Origin of the sequence: Collinsella sp. wc0583 (assembly GCF_046116915.1) — a bacterium.
Lineage (GTDB): Bacteria > Actinomycetota > Coriobacteriia > Coriobacteriales > Coriobacteriaceae > Collinsella.
Window position 1 is genome coordinate 269428 of sequence record NZ_JBJXBN010000002.1, and the last position, 18342, is coordinate 287769.

The window sequence follows — 18342 nt, forward strand, 5'->3', positions numbered from 1 at the left end:
ATGCGACGGATGCCCGGCGTAGTTAGTTGACGAAAGGTTTTATCCCTATGCTGCGTGCGATGATTGTGGATGATGAGGCGCCGGCTCGCTCGGAGCTTCGCTTCCTGCTCGAGCAAACGGGCAAGATCGGCACGATCACGGAGGCGTCGAGCGTCCGCTCCGCCATCGAGATGCTTATGGAAAGTCGCGTGGATGTCGTGTTTCTCGATATCTCGATGCCCGGTGCCTCGGGCCTGCAACTTGCCGAGGCGCTGCATAAGCTCAAAAATCCGCCGGCGATCGTGTTTGTGACTGCGTATAGTGACCATGCGGTCGAGGCATTCGACGTGGATGCCGTCGATTATCTGATGAAGCCGGTCGAAGAAGCTCGCTTGGATCGCGCGATCGAGAAGGTCATGCAACGCGCCAAGCCGGTAACGGACAGCAAGGTGACCATCGAGCGTATCCCGGTGGAAAAGGGCGGCCGCAAGGTGCTCATTCCCGTGGACGACATTCGCTTTATCATGGCCAAGGACGATTACTCCTGCATCTATACCGTCGATGATCGCTTTTTGTCGACGACCTCGCTGGCGCAGTTTGAGGCCAAGCTCTGCGACTTTGGCTTCTTCCGTGTTCACCGCCGTTATATCGTCAACTTGGCGTGCGTTACGGACGTCGAGACGGTGCCCTCGGGCGCCATCCAGCTGGGCATTACGGGCGTCGACGAACGCGTGCCGGTTTCGCGCCGCCGCGTCGTGCCGCTTAAGAAGGCTCTGAGTCTCTAGCACACTGGCCCCGCAGCCCTGTAGACCCATCGTCTGCGGAGCCGTGGGGCCTTTTTGTATGTATCTGCCGAATCGTTTTTTGCGGAAGGGATCCCATGAACAGTGCAAGCGCCAAGCGCATCGACATCATCTCGGACACCCACGGCTATCTTTCGCCTGCGCTCTTGGATGAGCTTGAGGGCGCAGACCTGATTATCCACGCTGGCGACCTCACGTCAGAGATGGACTACGAGCACCTATGCACCATCGCCCCCGTGCGGGCCGTACTGGGCAACAACGATTACTACCGCGACTACGGTCCCGATGTAGACCGTCTTGCACTCTTTACCTACGAAGGCCTCAAATTCGCCGTAGCCCACTACCGCGAAGACCTTCCGGTGGGATCCGTAGACGTAGCCATCAACGGCCACACCCACGTAACCAAAGAAGCCCAAGTGGGCCGTTGCTTAGTCCTCAACCCGGGCAGCGCCAGCTACCCCAGAGGCACCCGAGGCCCCACCATGGCCAGAATGCTCGTCAAAGACGGCAAGATCATAAGCACCAAATTTATTGATCTAGAGTAACCACAACAAAAACGGGGGATGCAAATGCGTCCCCCGTTTCCATTTGAGCCAAAGGCAGAGCTTCAACAAAAACAATCAGACCAACCCCGCCGAGGAGCACGCGGGCTAGCCGCGCAGCGGCGCACGCCCGCAAAACTGGTTGAATAATGTGACGGCAGGGAGGGCTTCCGGGGCTGAGGGCGGGGGTTAAGTTTGTCGCGAGTTCCGCACGCAAAGGAAAGCACTTAATGTGCTTTCCGTCTTGCGCAGGACTGTAGAGCAGCAAACTTAACCCCCGCCCTCAGCCCCGGAAGCCCTCCCGGATGACCCCAAAAAATTTTTCAAAAAAGTTGTTGCGCGCCGGACAGACTTCTGTGTATACTAATCCCCGCAGCGCACGCGAGCGGAAACAAACGCGAACGTCTGCCTGGGGAGTTAGCTCAGTTTGGTTAGAGCGCCGGCCTGTCACGTCGGAGGTCGCGGGTTCGAGCCCCGTACTTCCCGCCAACGCAATTAAAGCCACGTCTTCGGACGTGGCTTTTTGCGTTTGATGCGCTTTGTTTCGATAGAACGATCGCCCTGGTGCATCTTCGCCCAGAACCCCCGCGCCTTCGGGAACGCAAGTAAAATCTAATGAGTATATCTGTCTGAACAACAGCTTTGTTGCGCAACACCTGTTCTACGAGACAGGGGGTTAGGTTATACTAAATTGCACTGTGCGCCGCATCTGATGCATTTCGCTCCAAGCGCGGCACTCAGTGGATATCCGATTTACCATTTGGATGTCCTGGCGGTCATTTAGCGTCTCGACACAAGCTCGGCCCCGGAGCTCGTTCGAGCTGTTCGTATTCCTTGAAAGGGGAAAAATGGACATATCGAGGAAGACTGATTACGCCCTTCGTATGCTGGCGATGCTTGCCGAGGATCCGGAGCGTTTGCTTTCTGTTCGCACCGCTGCCGAAGAGGTCAATGTTCCGTATTCGTTTGCCCGCTCGATTCAGCACGGTTTGGTCCAGGCCGGTATTGTGGAGAGCCTGCGTGGCGTCCACGGTGGCATACGTCTCAAGGTCAGTCCGGACGACGTCACTATCCGCCAGGTCGTCGAGGCCGTTCAGGGTCCTATGGTTATGAACGATTGCACCGCGCCCGATGGTGACTGTGCGCGCATGGGCGCGTGCTGCTATCATCCCCTGTGGGCCGGAGCTCAGGCGTTGATGCGCGACTACCTCGATTCCGTTTCGCTCGGCGACATCGTCGCTCACCGCCAGTTCCCGGCCGTCGATCCCAAGTTCGCCGACCGCGAAGCGTTTCCCGAGTACGCCACCTGCGCGTGCGCTTACCGGGAGGAATAGCGCCGCATAAGGAGCATAGCCATGATTCAGGACCCCTTTCGTTCGATGATTCGTTCGGAAGGGGTCCTGCGTTATCGCGACCTTCCGTGGCGCCGCACACGCGATCCGTACATCATTTGGCTTTCTGAGGTCATGCTGCAGCAAACACAGGTGCCGCGTGTGGAGGCGCGCATGCCGGTGTGGCTCGATCGCTTTCCGACTGTGCAGGCGCTTGCCCAGGCCGCGCCTTCCGATGTTTTGGACGCTTGGCAGGGCATGGGCTACAACCGACGCGCTCTGGCGCTTCACGGGGCCGCTCAGCGCGTTGTAGAGGACTGGGACGGGGAGTTTCCGCGTGAGACGCGTGACTTGGTCGCTCTGCCTGGTATTGGCCCGGCAACGGCGCAGGGTATCCGGTCGTTTGCGTTTGATCTTCCGGGTGTGTATCTAGAGACCAACGTGCGCACGGTCTTTTTGCATCATTTCTTTCCCGATGTGCCGGCTGTTCCCGATCGCGAGCTGGTGCCGCTGATTCAAGCCGCCTGTCCGGCGGCCCCCGGTGCGGTGGCGGATGAGATCGCGCCCTTTGCCGTGCCTCAAGACGATGCCGACACGCCGCGCGCGTGGTATTACGCGCTGCTAGATTATGGCGCGTATCTTAAGAAGATGCTGCCCAATCCGTCCAGGCGCTCGGCGGGCTATAGTCGTCAGTCCAAGTTCGAGGGCTCGCGTCGCCAAAAACGCGCCCATATTGTGCGCATGCTACTGGCTGCGCGCGATGGGCGGCCGGCGGGGATAACGCTTGCTGATGCCGTGGTGGGCGTTAACGAAATGGAGACGGCAGCCGGTCGCGGGCCGGTCGAGTGCGAGCTTGTCGCGGGCATTCTAGCCGACCTGGAGCGTGAGGGCTTTTGCCGAGCCGAGGGCGATCGCTGGTTGAGTGTGTAGCCCGCTCAAATCTGAAGAACGGGATTGTAAGGTTTAAATTCGCGGCTTGAGGGCATCCTAAAGACAAGGTCGCTCAAAGCCTATGGGCGGCACGTGTTGAAGGGAAGTACACCTATGGATTTTGAGAATTCCCAAACCAAGAAGAACCTCGAGACCGCTTTTGCCGGTGAGTCCCAGGCACACACCAAGTATCGCTACTACGCATCTAAGGCCAAGAAGGATGGCTACGTTCAGATTTCGAATATCTTTGCCGAGACGGCGGGCAACGAGTCCGAGCACGCCAAGCTGTGGTTTAAGTATCTGCACGACGGCGCCGTTCCGGGCACTCTGGACAACCTGCGCGACGCCGCCGCGGGCGAGAACTACGAGTGGACCACGATGTACGACGAGTTCGCCAAGACCGCCGAGGAGGAGGGCTTTGCCGAGGTCGCCGAGAAGTTCCGTGGTGTCGCCGCCGTCGAGAAGGCCCACGAGGAGCGCTACAACAAACTCGTCGAGCGCATCGAGTCGGGCGAGGTGTTTGAGCGTGAGGGCGTGAAGGTATGGAAGTGCCTGAACTGCGGGCACCTGCACGTTGGTGCCGAGGCGCCTGAGGTGTGCCCGGTGTGTAACCACCCGAAGGCGTACTTTGAGGAGCAGGTGGTGAACTACTAGCGCTTGGCGCTAGCGTGAGCTGGGCCGGGAGGGCCGGACTACCTTCCCTCCTCGCTCACGGCTTCGCAGGGTCGCGTTGAGGGAAGGTAGTCCGGCCCTCCCGGCCCGCTTTGGGTCGTCGCGTGCTCGCTACAGAAAAGCTGATAAAAAAGTTTGTGTGCCGCCCCTTATGGGGCGGCACGTTTTTGTGGGGGCCGGTTGGGGCGGTGACGTTGCTTAGAGGGTACACTGGGTAGCGTTGGCTATTCGTTTCCTCTTGTGAGGTGTTGGTTATGGGTAAGAAGTCTCGGGCTCGGGTTGCTGCGGCGGGAACTCGCAAGGATCCTGGTCGTCGGGTTGCCGAGGGTGAAAAGGCCAATCGTGCTGAGAAGGGCAAGAAGGTCGGTGCGCATGCTCATCCTGAGTGGGCGCCTCATTTGAATTCGGCTAGTGAGGATTTGACTGCCAAGTTGTTTACTCTGGTCGAGGTAATTTTGGGCGTGGTGCCCCTTGTGGTTATCGGTTTATTCTTGGCTTCGAAGGACGCCACGAGTGTCGATAAACTCACCGATGTCTTTTCTCAGGACCCCTCGATGGTGGTCACGTTCATTTCTGCGTGCTTGCAGCCGTTTGTGGCGTACATGCTGTATATGGTCTACCGCAAATACTGCGAGGGCGATGCTGGTTTTGTTGCCGGCAACCTGATCGGTCTTTTGTGCTCCGAGATCCTACTGCTCAATATCCCGGGCGTCATCGGTATGGGCATCTTGCTGTGGCGTGTTTGGCGCAACGTCGCCCCGCACTTTGAGAGTTGGCTGTTTGAGCGCCGCGTAATGGGCGTGCTGGCAGACATCGCCGGGTCGCTCGTGATTCTCGTCTTGGCATTTATGTGCGCCACCGCCGCCCGCGGTCTCGCGGGCATGTAGTCTGTTCTCACCGACCACGGGGCGCAGGGCGGGGAAACCTTCCCCTCTCGCTCACGGCTTCGCAGGGTCGCGCGAGGCAAAGGTTTCCCCGCCCTGCGCCCCGGCGTTGAGTCGTCGCATGCTCGTTACAGAAAAGCTGATAATAAGTTTGTGTGCCGCCCCTTTGGGGCGGCACTTTTTGTGTGGGGTCCCGGTCTCCACAATTTTCGTCAAGCTATTGGTTAGATTTTGGTCAGTTGGCGTAAGGGTGGAAGGCCAAAAGATTGTTGGCGAAAAAAGCTCAGAGAAAGTGCTGGTAGGGGAGTTGTTGAGCTTTTCGACAGCTTTTGAGCAGAAGAAACTTTGTGGCTATTGCCGGCGATTGCGTTGTCGCGGTCATGGCGGTGCGGGATGCTGGTCGTAAGCGTCGAATGCTCCGATTTTGGAGGCCAGCATGGATCTGTTTCTTGAGACTCCGCAGCAACAAGCCGAGCGCATGTTGCGCCAACAGCAACGGCTTATAGAGATGCAAATGCAAGGGGCGGCAGCCCAGCCCTTTGCGCAAAATGTCGTGCCCGCTGCTGTACCTGCAGCTGTGCCCGGGTGTAAATCGGCGCCAGAGGCCTATTCCGTACAGCAAGATTCATATGCGCAGGAGCTCGCGTTCGACAAGCGTCGTGCGCGTCGTCGCCGTGTGGGCCAGCGCTTGCGCATATTGGCGATGATCGTGCTCATCCCGTTAGGGCTTGCGGCCATCTTTCTGGCGTCGTATGCCCTCACGTGCATCCTCAACGGCGCATCGCCCAACGAGGTGCTCCAACATCTGTCAGCCCTCGGCCAGCGCCTAGGCGATGTCATAACAACAATCCGCGCCGGCTGGGAGAGTTAGCGTTTGTCACATTAGGACTTCTAGGGTGTAGGGATTATCGCCATGAGTAGAATCCTCGCATCCTGTGGGTCCTGTCATGCGACTTAATAGTATTATTGAAGATGAATAATAATAGGATTTGTTATGTATAAGCAGGATTTAGAGCAGACTCCTCTTGGAGGACCTGGCGGTAATGAAGCTCTATGCCTACCGTCCGAACGACATCATCGATCTTCATAGCCAGGCATTCGTCGACCGACTTGATTGGGGACTGCTCGAACGGCTTATATTCGACGAGGGCGAGGCGCTGGCGTCGTCGCCTTCGGAGCGGAGTTATCAAGAGATGGTCTGCGCATACAGCCAATACAAAAAGGAGGTGCTCGGTTGAATCTGACCTTTGAGGGATTCTTAAAAGGCTATTGCCGAGAGCTATCCGGACAGCAGTCGCTCAGTTTTAGAAAACTGGTTAAGCAAGCGACGACGGTTGCGCCGCGCGTGGCGGAGCCCCTGTTTTTGCTCGCTTTGGCACAGGGTAAAGCCGAATACGTTCTGGGCTTATCCGAGGGTTCGTGGATGGAAGAGGGTTACCGAGGCGTTTTGTCCTTGTACGCCCAAACGGGTAGCCTGGCATCTCTATGCGCCGAGGATAAACTTCCTAATCGTTATGCCAACGTTTGGCGTGCGTATAGAGCGGTGAAGGAAAAGCCAGTGGCGGACAGAAGAATCAACGCCCTGATGCGAAAAAGAACATTGGGGGCGCTAGGGGAATCGGGCGTAACGCGCTACGGTCTCTGCCGCGATTTGAATCTGAATAAGGGAAACGTTTACGCATACTTAGCCGGTGATGACTCAAAAGTGAGCAGGGAAACGGCACGCCGCATTATGGAATATGCGGAGGGGGGCGGCGCCAAAGAAGGGGCCGGGCGCCCGGTGCGTGTGGCGGGGTAAGATTGATCGCGGTTTTGATTGATGGTCGATTGGATTTGTTGGGCGGAGTCTATGTCTGCTATTGATATTGCGCTTGTTGTGATCGCCTTGGTGGCGGTGGGGGTTGCTGTGGCTTGTGCCCTGCAGCTTAAGGGCCTTCGTGCCGAGCTGCAGGAGCGCGGCGATAGCGGGGCAGAGATGCTGACCGCGCTCGAGCAGGCCAACAACGCGCTCGACACCCTGAACGTCGCGTTGGCAGAAACCCGCCGTACGGCAAATGCCATCGCGCAGCAGCAGACGACCGATGCGGCCGTAGGGCAGCAGCGCTACCTGACCATCGCGCGTGAGTTCTCGCAGGCTGGCGACCGTATGGATGACCTGCGCCGCGAGACGGCCCAACAGCTCGGTGCCAACCGCGAGGGCATCGAGCACCGCTTGGACAAGGTGTGCGAGACGGTCGATGCCCAGCTGGGCGCCATCCGCAAGGACAACAACGTGCAGCTCGATCAGATGCGCGCGACGGTGGACGAGAAACTCTCCCGCACGCTCAACGATCGCCTGTCTGCATCGTTTAAGCAGGTGAGCGACCAGCTCGAGGCTGTGTACAAGGGTTTGGGCGATATGCAGTCCATTGCCACCGGCGTGGGCGACCTCAAACGCGTGCTGGGCAATGTAAAAGCGCGTGGCATTTTGGGCGAGGTGCAGTTGGGTGCAATCCTGGCGGACATCCTTACGCCCGACCAGTATCTGGAAAACGTCGCCACCAAGCCCGGCGCCTCGGAGCGCGTTGAGTTTGCCGTCAAGCTGCCGGTAGACGAGGGCGATCCCGTGCTGCTGCCGATCGACTCCAAATTCCCGGGCGACGCGTACGAGCATTTGCTCGACGCGCAAGAGTCGGGTGACGCTGAGGCCGTCGCCGCAGCGCGCAAGACGCTCGATATGATGGTAAAGCGTGAGGCAAAGGACATCTGCGAAAAGTACCTGAGCGTGCCCGCGACCACCAATTTTGGCATCATGTTCGTTCCGTTTGAGGGGCTGTACGCCGAGGTCGTCAGCCGCCCCGGGCTTATCGAGACCCTGGGCCGCGACTATCACGTCAACGTTGCCGGCCCCAGCACCATGGCGGCCATCCTCAACAGTCTGCAGATGAGCTACCAGACGTTTAAGTTGCAAAAACGCACCGACGACGTGCTACGTGTGCTCTCTGCCGTCAAGGCCGAGCTGCCACGCTATCAGGCGGCCCTGCGCCGCGCCCAGCAGCAGATTGAGACTGCGGGAAAGACGGTCGAGGGCATCATCACCACGCGCACCAACGTTATGGAGCGCAAGCTCAAGGATATCGATGCGCTGGAAGATGCCGGGGAGGCCGACGCGATCTTGGGGCTCACGTCCGCGAGCCTGCTCGCAGACCAAAAAGACGAGGACTAGCTGCATCTGACGGCGGGGCGCTTGCGCAAGCACGGCGCGGGCGCTTTTCGCATCGTGCTTGCCTGGAGTGCGCTTTAGTGTGCAACAATGGCGTTTCGCCCTATCAGACGCGAAAGGAAGCCCATGTCTCAGAGAAACACCAGTCCGCTCAAACGCTCCACCGTGCGCCGCACGCTGCAGCGTTTTTGGGACGTCACGCGCACGCAGCCTCTGATCGTCTTTCTCTCGGTGTTCTCGTCGGCGGGCTACATCTTTTTGCTCACGTTTGCCAACACCTACGTGATGGCCCTTATCGTCGACCGCGTCCAGGCCGGCCCCGTGGCGGGCGACCAGGTGTTTGAGGTCTTTGGCCCTTACATTCTGGCGCTCGTGCTCGTTAACCTAGCGGGCCAGATCCTCTCCAAGCTACAGGACTACACCGTCTACAAGCTCGAGATTGCGGGCAACTACCACTTGGCGCGCCTGTGCTTCGACACGCTCTCCAATCAATCCATGACATTTCACACCAGCCGCTTTGGCGGATCGCTTGTGAGCCAAACGAGCCGTTTTATGAGCGGCTACACGGGGCTGGTGGACGTGACGGTGTATTCGCTCATTCCCACTATCACTTCGGTTGTCTGCACGGTGGCGGCGCTCGCCCCGGTGGTGCCGACGTTTACCGTGATCCTGGTGGGCATCATGGTCGTCTACATCGCGTTTGTCTGGCTTATGTACAAGCGCATCATGCCGCTTTCGGCCGCGACGTCCGCTGCTCAGAACAAGCTGTCGGGCGTGCTGTCCGACGCGGTCACGAACATCCTGGCCGTCAAGACTTGCGGGCGCGAGGACTTTGAGCGCGACCTGTTCGATACCGCCGACCGCGCTGCGCGCGACGCCGAGACGGTCTCGATGCACGCCATGATGCAGCGCAACTTTACGACCTCGGGCCTTATCGTCATCACCATGGCCGTGGTGAGCGCGTTCGTCGCGGGAGGCAACGCGTGGTTTGACATCTCTGCCGGCGCGCTCGTCATGATTTTTACCTATACGTACAACCTCACCATGCGTCTGAACTACGTAAGCTCCATGATGCAGCGCATCAACCGTGCGCTCGGTGATGCGGCCGAGATGACGCGCGTGCTGGACGAGCCGCGTCTGGTGGCAGACGACGAGAACGCTCCCGAGCTTAAAGTGACCGAAGGTGCGATTGATTTTGAGCACCTGAGCTTTGCATACCGTGACGCCGCGGCGGGCGAGAACGTGTTCGACGACCTGACGCTTCACGTGGCGGCGGGCCAGCGCGTGGGCCTGGTGGGTAAATCGGGCTCGGGCAAGACGACGCTCACCAAACTGTTGCTGCGCCTGGACGACGTACAGGGCGGCCGCGTGCTCGTGGACGGCCAAGACGTCTCGCGCTGCACGCAGCAGAGCCTGCGCCGCCAGGTTGCCTACGTGCCGCAGGAGGCGCTGCTGTTCCATCGCTCCATTCGCGAGAATATCGCCTACGGCCGCCCCGACGCCACCGACGAGCAGATCCGAGAGGCCGCGCGCCTGGCAAATGCCCTGGAGTTTATCGACCGCCTGCCCAACGGCTTTGACACCATGGTGGGCGAGCGCGGCGTCAAGCTCTCGGGCGGCCAACGCCAGCGCGTGGCCATCGCCCGCGCTATCCTGACCGACGCGCCGATTTTGGTGCTCGACGAGGCGACGTCTGCCCTGGATAGCGAGTCCGAGGCGCTGGTGCAGGAGGCGCTCGAGAACCTTATGCGCGGCCGCACCTCCATTGTGGTGGCGCATCGCCTGTCCACCGTGGCGGCGCTCGACCGCATCGTGGTGCTGGCGGACGGCGAGATTGTCGAGGACGGTACGCATGCGCAGCTTGTCGAGGCGGGCGGCGAGTACGCAAGCCTGTGGGGCCGCCAGACCGGCGCATTTTTGGAGGCGTAAAGACCCCATACGTGGGACAATCGTGCCAATAGGTTTGTTATGCCGCTGAGCCGAGGAGTCGTTATGCCACGCGAGACCAATGCCGCCAAACGCGAGCGCGCCGTTGAGGTGTGCGAGCGCCTTAACCGTCGCTATGGCCCGGTCGAGTGCTTTTTGGACCATGAGAATCCCTTTAGGCTGCTCATCGCGGTGCTACTCTCGGCGCAGACGACCGACGCGCAGGTCAACAAAGTGACGCCGAAGCTGTTTTCCCAGTGGCCCACGCCCGAGGCCATGGCGGGGGCGAGCGTGGCCGATGTGGCCGATACCATTAAGTCGCTTGGCTTTTATAAGAGTAAGGCCAAACACGCCGTGGAGGCCGCGCAGATGATCGTCGCCGATTATGGCGGCGAGGTACCGGCCGACATGAAGGAGCTCGTCAAGCTGCCGGGCGTTGGCCGCAAGACGGCGAACATCGTGCTCAACGTGGGGTTTGGCATTGTCGAGGGCATCGCGGTCGACACGCACGTCAACCGCATCGCGCACCGCCTGATGCTGAGCCCCAAGACGCATGCCAAGGAGCCGCTCAAGACCGAGCAAGATCTGCTCAAGATTTTGCCGCACGAGTATTGGGAGTCGGTCAACCACCAGTGGATCACCTTTGGCCGCGAGGTCTGCGACGCCCGCAAGCCTAAGTGCGACGAGTGTCCGCTGGCGGATTTGTGTCCCAGCGTGCGCGTGGCGGGGTAGGGCGGAACGCATTTTCGTCTGGCGTTTTTTGCGGGGCTGGGTTTGCCCTTGAGCCGGAGTCCTCTCCATGCGCTACCATGACAACAATGATCTTTGACGTACGACCCGCCGAGCTTGCCTCGGCGGGCTTTTGGCGTTGCGATGCCGGAGGAACAGCATGCTCATTCACCGTATAGCCGCGCAGCTCTACACTGCCGAGGCCTTGCAGGCCGTCGAGGCCGGACTCGATGCCGGCGAGGACGTGACGCTGGCCGTGTCGCAATCGGGCCGTACGCTTATGGCGGCAGCCCAGTTTGCGCGCCGTCCGCGCCCCACGGTCTACATTGTGAGCGGCGAGGACGCGGCCGATCGCGCCGCGCGCAGCCTTGCCGCCTACGTGGGTCTGGCACACGTGTGCCGTTTTCCCGAGCGCAAGGACTATCCGTGGCGCGAGCAGGCGCCCGACGATGCTGTGGTTGCCCAGCGCTGCGAGGCCCTGGGACGCATCGTTCGCGGTGACAACTGCATCATGGTCGCCTCGGCCCGCGCGCTGCTGCGCTGCGTGCCGCCGGTCGAGAGTCGCTATTGGGAGTCCACCACTTTTGCGGTGGGCGAGGAGATTCCTTTTGACGAGGTGCCGCAGCGCCTGGTGGGCATGGGTTACACCAATGCCGGCGCCGCCGACGCGCCTGGCCTGTTCCACGTGCACGGCGACACCGTCGAGGTGTTCCCCGCGCAGGAAAAAGCGCCCGTGCGCATCGAGTTCTTCGGCGACGAGATCGATCGCATCCGTCGCATGGTGAGCTCAACGGGGCAGACCATCGGCAACGAGGACAGCATCGAGATCTTCCCCTGCCGTGAGCTGGCGCTTACCGACGAGGCCGTCCACAACATGCATGTGGCGCTTTATCGCGCCAGCCAGGACGACAGCAAACTGGCCGCATTGCTCGAGATGGTGGATGCGCGCATCGTCACGCCCGAGCTCGACCGCTTTTTGCCGGTGATGTACGGCCAGACCGTGAGCCCGCTGGCGCACGTGAGCGGCAAGGCGCTCGTGGTGCTGTCCGAGCCGCGCTCGCTGTTCGACGATTGCCTGCGTGCCTACGAGGATATCGAGGCCCGTGCCGGCGAGGCGGGGGTCGACCGACTGGATGGCCTGTATGTACGTGCCCAGCAGCTCGATTTTGGTGCTCAGCAGCGCCTGAACTACGTAAGCCTCATCCGTGCCGGCGGTGCGGTTACGGCCGAGCTCAAGATTGAGCAGCCGGCCATCGCGGGTTCGGACAATCGCTTTATGACGCGCATTCAGGAAGTCGTGGGCAAGCGTTACGCCTGCGTGTTTGCCATTCCCGACCGCGGTGCGCGCGAGTCGATGGAGCTCACCTTTGGCGACGAGGGCATTACCTTTGAGGAATCGCTGACCGCGGCGCCCGAAAACGCCGGCGTCATTGGCGAGCGCGTGCGCGTGGCGGCGGCAGATTCTGCCGACCGTGCTGCCCGTCAGGATGCCCATGCTGCAATTCGCGAGCGCAAGGCCGACGCGCTCAACGCCCGCTCGCTCGAGGCAGGTGCCGCCCAGGCAGCCGCCGGCGCCGCCGTGCCTACTATCTCGCGTGGACGCGTGACCTTTGTCGATGCCGCCCTGCCGCAGGGCGTGGTGGTGCCCGATGCCAACCTGGCCGTGTTCTCGATCGCCGACCTCAACGCCCGCATGGACGCCAACCGCGCGCGCAGCCGCCGCAAGGTGGACATTACGCAGATCACGTTCCCGTTTAAGCCGGGCGACTACGTGGTGCACGCCACTCACGGCATCGCGCTCTTTAGCGAGATCGCGCGCCAAGAAGTGGGCGGCAAGGAGCGCGACTACTTTTTGCTGGAATATGCCGACGGCGACAAGCTCTACGTGCCGTTGGAACAGATCGACCGTATCACGCGCTATGTTGGCCCTGACGGCGACAAGCCGCGTCTGACCAGACTCAACACCGCCGACTGGACGCGTGCCACCAACAAGGCGCGCAAGAACGCCAAAAAGCTGGCGTTTGACCTGGTCGATCTGTATACGCGCCGCTCGTCGATTACCGGTATCGCCTGCCCGCCCGACACGCCCGAGCAGATCGAGATGGAGCAGAGCTTCCCTTACGACGAGACGCGCGACCAGCTGGAGGCCATCGCCGACATTAAGGCCGACATGGAGGCGCCCAAGCCCATGGACCGCCTGCTGTGCGGCGACGTGGGCTTCGGCAAGACCGAGGTCGCCCTGCGCGCGGCGTTTAAGTGCGTTGACTCCGGCCGCCAGGTCATGGTGCTCTGTCCCACGACCATTCTGGCCCAGCAGCACTACGAGACGTTCTTTGAGCGATTTGCCCCGTTTGGCCTTGAAGTCGAGGTGCTCAGCCGCTTCCGCACCCCGGCGCAGCAAAAGCGCGCGCTCAAGGCGTTTGCCGAGGGCACGATTGATGTGCTTATCGGCACGCACCGCCTGCTTTCGGCCGATGTGAACCCCAAAAACCTGGGCCTGGTGATCATTGACGAGGAACAACGCTTTGGCGTGCAGCACAAGGAGCAGCTCAAGAACCTGCGCGAGCAGATTGACGTGCTCACGCTTTCGGCCACGCCTATCCCGCGTACCATGCAGATGGCCACGAGCGGCGTGCGCGATATGAGCCTGATCACCACGCCGCCGACCGGGCGTCGTCCCGTGATCGTGCACGTGGGGGAGTACGACCCCGATGTGGTGAGCGCGGCGATTCGCCTGGAGGTGGGTCGCGGCGGCCAGGTGTACTACGTGTCCAACCGCGTCAAGACCATCGACGACGCCGTGGCGCGCGTGCGCGAGGCCGCGCCCGAGGCGCGCGTGGGCGTGGCGCACGGCAAGATGAGCCCGCGCGAGGTCGAGGACGTGATGATCGAGTTCGCGACCAAAAAGATCGACGTGCTCATCGCCACGACCATCGTGGAGAGCGGTATCGACAACGCGACCGCCAACACACTGATCATCGAGGACTCGCAGCGCCTGGGTCTGGCGCAGCTCTACCAGCTCAAGGGCCGCGTGGGCCGCTCGGCCACGCAGGCCTATGCGTACTTTATGTTCCCGGGTGAGCTGCCGCTTACCGAGGAGGCCACGGCACGCCTGACCGCACTTTCCGAGTTCCAGGACCTGGGCAGCGGCATGCGCATCGCCATGCGCGACCTGGAGATTCGCGGCGCTGGCTCGCTTATGGGCGCCGAGCAGCACGGCAATCTGTCGAGCGTGGGCTTTGACCTGTTTACGCAGATGCTGGGCCAGGCCGTGGCCGAGGCGCGCGGCGATGACGACGCCGGCGTGGAGGCGGTGAGCGTGGGCATTAACCTGCCGGCCGACTATTTCTTGTCCGAGGAGTACCTGCCGGCGGTGGACCAGCGCGTGCTCGTATACCGCAAGCTCGCGGCTGCAGAGGACCTGGAGAGTATCGACGAGGTACAGGAAGAGACCGAGGCCGCGCATGGTGAGCTGCCGTTGGCGGGGCTTAACCTGTTCAATCGCGCGCGCATCCGCATCCGCGGCGAGCGCCTGGGGCTCGAGAGTGTCACGCTCAGCGGCGGACGCATCACGTTTTTGGGCGTCGACGTGCCCAAGAAGGTGGCCTATGAGCTTAAGACTCGCTATGGCGCGGTGAACTTTCCCAAGAGCCGCAAGCTGTCGGTGCCCTACAAGGCGGGCGCCGGCGCGGGCAGCGGCCTGGGTCGCGGCCTCGACGCCAACGACGGTACCGGTCCCGTGGCGGCGGCGCTCATGCTACTGCAGCAGCTGGGCGCTAGTGATGATGACTAGCGAGTCGACGCTGCAAACACCCCATTTGGGCACTCTGGCTCCATCGAAAGGAAAGCATGTTCGGATACATCTATAAGAAAGATGTTGCCATTATCGCGGTTGTCCTGTGCCTTTGTCTGGGCGTGGGCAGTTTCTTCGATTATCAGATCTCGAGTGCGCTGTTCAACGTCGGCAGCATGTACGGCCGCTTTATCGAGGCCGCCGGCGAGCTGCCGTTTGAACTGACGGCGAGCGTCGCGGGCGTTATGCTCGTGCGCGCGGTGCGTCCCGACTCCAGGGGGAGCAAATGGCTCGCCGTGCTCGGCATCCTCGTCAACGTTGGCCTGGCCGGCTACGAGATCGTCTCGTCCCTGAAGGTTGGCGGCAAACTCATCGCAGCTCAGTTGGTGCTGACGTTGGTGCTGGTCATCGCTGCCAACCTTATCGTCTATCGCCTCACGCGCGCGACCGAGCCCGATGAGCTCGCGCGCTGGGCGTTGATGGTACTTGCCGTGTGGGTCGCTCAGGCCATTATCCTCAACGTGGTCGTCAAGCCGCTGTGGTCGCGCCCACGCATGCGCGTGATCGAGGTCACGCCAGGGCTCAATTTTCAGCCGTGGTGGGTGATCGGCAACCCCGACAAGTGGGCCTATATTGCCGCCGGTGTGATCAAGGACGGCTTTAAGTCGTTTGCGAGCGGACACACGGCGCACGCGGCGATCGGCCTTATGCTCGCAGGGCTTCCCGCGGCGGCCTTTAAGGAAAAGCCGTCGCGCCGTCGCGTGGTCTTTTGGACGGCGGCTGTGGTCGCGGCGCTCGTCGCCTTTGGCCGCATCGTGATCGGAGCTCACTTTTTGAGCGACGTGAGCTGCGGCTTTGCCCTGGTGCTGGTGCTTGAGTGCCTTGCCGCGCGCATTGCCTATCCCAACGGCGTACAATAGCCCCGTTTGAATCATCGGGCCCGTGCCCGGCTAGAGAGGATTGCCATGCTCGCGTTTAACAACGACTATTCCCACGGCGCACATCCGGCAGTGCTGCAGGCACTCGTCGACACCAACATGGAGCCGCAGCTCGGCTACGGTACCGATGCGCACACCGAGCGTGCCAAGCAACTTATTCGCGAGGCCTGTCAGGCCCCCGATGCCGACGTGTTTTTTCTGGTGGGCGGCACGCAGGCCAACGCGACGGTGATCGACATGCTGCTTGCGCCTTACGAGGGCGTTGTTGCTGCCGAGACTGGCCACGTCGCCTGCCACGAGGCGGGCGCCATCGAGTTTGGCGGCCACAAGGTGCTCACCATCCCCGGCTACGAGGGCAAGATGCACGCCGAGGACCTCGAGAACTATATCCAGGTGTTCTACGAAAACGAGAGCTACGAGCACACGGTGTTCCCGGGCGCCGTGTACGTGAGCCTGTCGACCGAGTACGGCACGCTGTACTCCAAGGCCGAGCTCGCGGCGATTCACGCGGTGTGCCAGAAGCATGAGATTCCGCTGTTTGTGGACGGTGCTCGCCTGGCCTATGCGCTGGCGGCCGATGAGTGCGACATTACCCTGCCCGAGCTGGCGCAGCTGTGTGACGTGTTCTACATCGGCGGCACCAAGTGCGGCGCGCTCTGCGGCGAAGCTGTGGTGTTCTGCGGCATGCACGCCCCGGCGCATCCCATTCCTCGCATTAAGCAACATGGCGCGCTGCTTGCCAAAGGCCGCCTGACGGGCGTGCAGTTTGAGGCGCTCTTTACCGATGGCCTGTATTTTGAGATTGGTCGACAGGCGATCGAAACCGCGCAGGCGCTTCGTCGCGTGCTGCACGAGCACGGCTACCGGTTCTTCTTGGAGACGCCGACTAACCAGCAGTTTGTGATTCTGCCCAACGAAGATATGGCCCGCATTCGCGAGCATGCCTCGATCGAGTACTGGGAAAAGTACGACGAGACCCACACGGTGGTGCGTTTTTGTACCAGCTGGGCCACGACGCAGGAGGACATCGACGCGCTGGCGGCTGTCCTGTAGTCTGATGTAATGACGAGGGGCCGCCTTGCGCTGGGTTTGGCGCAGGGCGGCCTTTGCTTTTGAGGGGGAGGGGCTGTATGCCCGAGATGTCCGAGCCGACGATTCGTCTGGCGACGCCCGAAGACGCGCCGGCGTTGCTTGCCATCTATGAGCCGTATGTGCGCCAGACGGCGATTACCTGCGAATACGAGGTGCCGAGCGTTGAGGAGTTCGCCGGGCGCATCGAGCGTACGCTCAAGCGCTATCCGTATTTGGTGATGGAGCTGGACGGGCATCCGGTAGGCTATGCCTATGTGAGTCCGCTTAACAGCCGCGAGGCATACGACTGGTCGGTCGAGACGTCGATCTACCTGGCGCGCGACGTGCGCCACGGCGGGTTGGGCCGCAAGCTGCACGACGCGCTCAAGCAATGTCTGATCGCGATGGGCATCACCAACATGTGCGCGCTCATTGCCGTGCCGCACGACAAGGACGACGAATATCTGACGCATAACAGTCAGGATTTCCATGCCCATATGGGGTATCGCCTGGTGGGCGCCTTCGACCGCTGTGCCCAAAAGTTCGGCCGCTGGTACGACATGTGCTGGATGGAGCTAGTCCTAGCCGAGCGCACACCCAACAAACCCAAGCCAATCTGGTTCCCCGACCTCCCCAAACCTACCATTTAGGGACAGGTCTATTTTGGCAGGTTAGCCGATGGGCTCGGTGTATTTGGCGCGGTCGGTGCGCTGGATGCGCTTGGAGACATGGAGCGGGCGGCCGTCGGTGTCGTAGACGTAGTCGGTGATCAGGATCAGCGCCTGCCCGCGCTCAACGTTGAGCAAAAACGCCTCGTTTTGCGAGGCATAGCACACCTCAAAGGTCTTGTGCCCCTGTGCCGGCGCGCGATGGAATTCTTGACGCAGCGTGGCGTAGAGCGAACCGTTGATATCGCGATCGATGAGCGCCTCAAAGCTTGGCGGCAGATAGGTGGTCTCCAGGCACAGCGGCGCATCGTCCAGATAACGCAGGCGGACAAGTTTGACGAGCTTGCTGCCCACGGCGACATCAAAAAACCTGGCCACATTGCCCGCGGCCTTGGCAAAGCCCGAGTCCACCGTGCGCGTGGTGGGCTTCATGCCCTGACCCTGGACCTGTGCCGTATAGCTCGAAAACACCAGGTTGTTTTCGTGGAGCGCCGGCGTGTCGGCCACAAAGGCGCCACGCCCGCGCTCGGTGCGCACCAGACCCTCATCGACGAGCACCTTAAGGGCATGGCGCACGGTGCTGCGCGACAGCCCCGATTCGTCCATGAGTTCCATTTCGGACGGCAGCTTGTCTCCGCGTGCGTAGGTGCCGGAGGCAATGCGGTCGCGCAGCATGCCCGCCAAGCGCTCGTATTGGGCCAGTTTCTTTCTAGACGAAGCGTTCATGCGATCAACCTGTATCTAACCTGTATGCAAATCTAATTGAGCATGTATCCAATACAATAACAAAACCGCTGGTAGCTAGTTATCGAAAACCGCATCAGCAAAATTTCTAAGACAAATATAGCATACAACTAGTCGACATAGCCAAAAC

General features: G+C 61.0%; 17 protein-coding genes and 1 tRNA gene. 17 read left to right on the plus strand and 1 reads right to left on the minus strand.

Going from position 1 to position 18342, the window contains the following annotated elements:
• Window positions 1-47: 47 nt before the first annotated feature.
• From ACKUUJ_RS02815 to ACKUUJ_RS02895, 17 genes are all read left to right on the plus strand, one after another.
• On the plus strand, window positions 48-764 hold the full coding sequence (locus ACKUUJ_RS02815; RefSeq protein WP_006235156.1) for a LytTR family DNA-binding domain-containing protein: 717 nt from the start codon (window positions 48-50) through the stop codon (window positions 762-764).
• A gap of 95 nt (window positions 765-859) precedes the next feature.
• Window positions 860-1327: a YfcE family phosphodiesterase gene (locus ACKUUJ_RS02820; RefSeq protein WP_022094114.1), complete on the plus strand. Its 468-nt coding sequence runs from the start codon at window positions 860-862 to the stop codon at window positions 1325-1327.
• A 408-nt stretch (window positions 1328-1735) separates the two neighbouring features.
• Window positions 1736-1813, plus strand: a tRNA-Asp gene (locus ACKUUJ_RS02825).
• 359 nt (window positions 1814-2172) lie between these two features.
• Complete coding sequence (locus tag ACKUUJ_RS02830) at window positions 2173-2658, plus strand: RrF2 family transcriptional regulator (protein ID WP_409064590.1); 486 nt, start codon at window positions 2173-2175, stop codon at window positions 2656-2658.
• Window positions 2659-2679: 21 nt separating this feature from the next.
• The gene (locus tag ACKUUJ_RS02835) at window positions 2680-3585 is read left to right on the plus strand and encodes an adenine glycosylase (protein ID WP_409064591.1); all 906 of its coding nucleotides are present in this window, start codon (window positions 2680-2682) and stop codon (window positions 3583-3585) included.
• A gap of 114 nt (window positions 3586-3699) precedes the next feature.
• On the plus strand, window positions 3700-4239 hold the full coding sequence (rbr, locus tag ACKUUJ_RS02840) for a rubrerythrin (RefSeq protein WP_409064592.1): 540 nt from the start codon (window positions 3700-3702) through the stop codon (window positions 4237-4239).
• A 272-nt stretch (window positions 4240-4511) separates the two neighbouring features.
• Entirely contained in the window at window positions 4512-5144 is a 633-nt protein-coding gene (locus ACKUUJ_RS02845; RefSeq protein ID WP_409064593.1) for a hypothetical protein, read from the plus strand.
• 433 nt (window positions 5145-5577) lie between these two features.
• Window positions 5578-6012: a hypothetical protein gene (locus tag ACKUUJ_RS02850; protein ID WP_195364160.1), complete on the plus strand. Its 435-nt coding sequence runs from the start codon at window positions 5578-5580 to the stop codon at window positions 6010-6012.
• A 154-nt stretch (window positions 6013-6166) separates the two neighbouring features.
• Window positions 6167-6379, plus strand: coding sequence for a DUF6036 family nucleotidyltransferase (locus ACKUUJ_RS02855; protein ID WP_373092791.1), 213 nt, complete (start codon window positions 6167-6169; stop codon window positions 6377-6379).
• Window positions 6376-6939 (plus strand): hypothetical protein, encoded by a 564-nt coding sequence (locus ACKUUJ_RS02860; protein WP_409064594.1) that lies wholly within the window; start codon window positions 6376-6378, stop codon window positions 6937-6939. The genes ACKUUJ_RS02855 and ACKUUJ_RS02860 overlap by 4 nt, the downstream gene beginning before the upstream one ends.
• A gap of 51 nt (window positions 6940-6990) precedes the next feature.
• Entirely contained in the window at window positions 6991-8346 is a 1356-nt protein-coding gene (locus tag ACKUUJ_RS02865) for a DNA recombination protein RmuC (protein ID WP_409064595.1), read from the plus strand.
• A gap of 123 nt (window positions 8347-8469) precedes the next feature.
• Window positions 8470-10272, plus strand: coding sequence for an ABC transporter ATP-binding protein (locus ACKUUJ_RS02870; protein ID WP_409064596.1), 1803 nt, complete (start codon window positions 8470-8472; stop codon window positions 10270-10272).
• Between the two features lie 63 nt (window positions 10273-10335).
• On the plus strand, window positions 10336-11001 hold the full coding sequence (gene nth, locus ACKUUJ_RS02875; RefSeq protein ID WP_373092799.1) for an endonuclease III: 666 nt from the start codon (window positions 10336-10338) through the stop codon (window positions 10999-11001).
• A gap of 157 nt (window positions 11002-11158) precedes the next feature.
• Window positions 11159-14791 carry a transcription-repair coupling factor gene (mfd, locus tag ACKUUJ_RS02880; RefSeq protein WP_409064597.1) on the plus strand — a complete coding sequence of 1211 codons (3633 nt, stop codon included), beginning with the start codon at window positions 11159-11161 and terminating at the stop codon, window positions 14789-14791.
• A gap of 56 nt (window positions 14792-14847) precedes the next feature.
• Window positions 14848-15711: a phosphatase PAP2 family protein gene (locus tag ACKUUJ_RS02885; protein WP_409064598.1), complete on the plus strand. Its 864-nt coding sequence runs from the start codon at window positions 14848-14850 to the stop codon at window positions 15709-15711.
• Window positions 15712-15756: 45 nt separating this feature from the next.
• The gene (locus ACKUUJ_RS02890; protein WP_409064599.1) at window positions 15757-16782 is read left to right on the plus strand and encodes a threonine aldolase family protein; all 1026 of its coding nucleotides are present in this window, start codon (window positions 15757-15759) and stop codon (window positions 16780-16782) included.
• 77 nt (window positions 16783-16859) lie between these two features.
• On the plus strand, window positions 16860-17450 hold the full coding sequence (locus ACKUUJ_RS02895; protein WP_409064600.1) for a GNAT family N-acetyltransferase: 591 nt from the start codon (window positions 16860-16862) through the stop codon (window positions 17448-17450).
• Between the two features lie 21 nt (window positions 17451-17471).
• Here ACKUUJ_RS02895 and ACKUUJ_RS02900 read toward each other — a convergent pair whose 3' ends face one another.
• The gene (locus ACKUUJ_RS02900) at window positions 17472-18194 is read right to left on the minus strand and encodes a GntR family transcriptional regulator (RefSeq protein WP_409064601.1); all 723 of its coding nucleotides are present in this window, start codon (window positions 18192-18194) and stop codon (window positions 17472-17474) included.
• Window positions 18195-18342 lie beyond the last annotated feature (148 nt).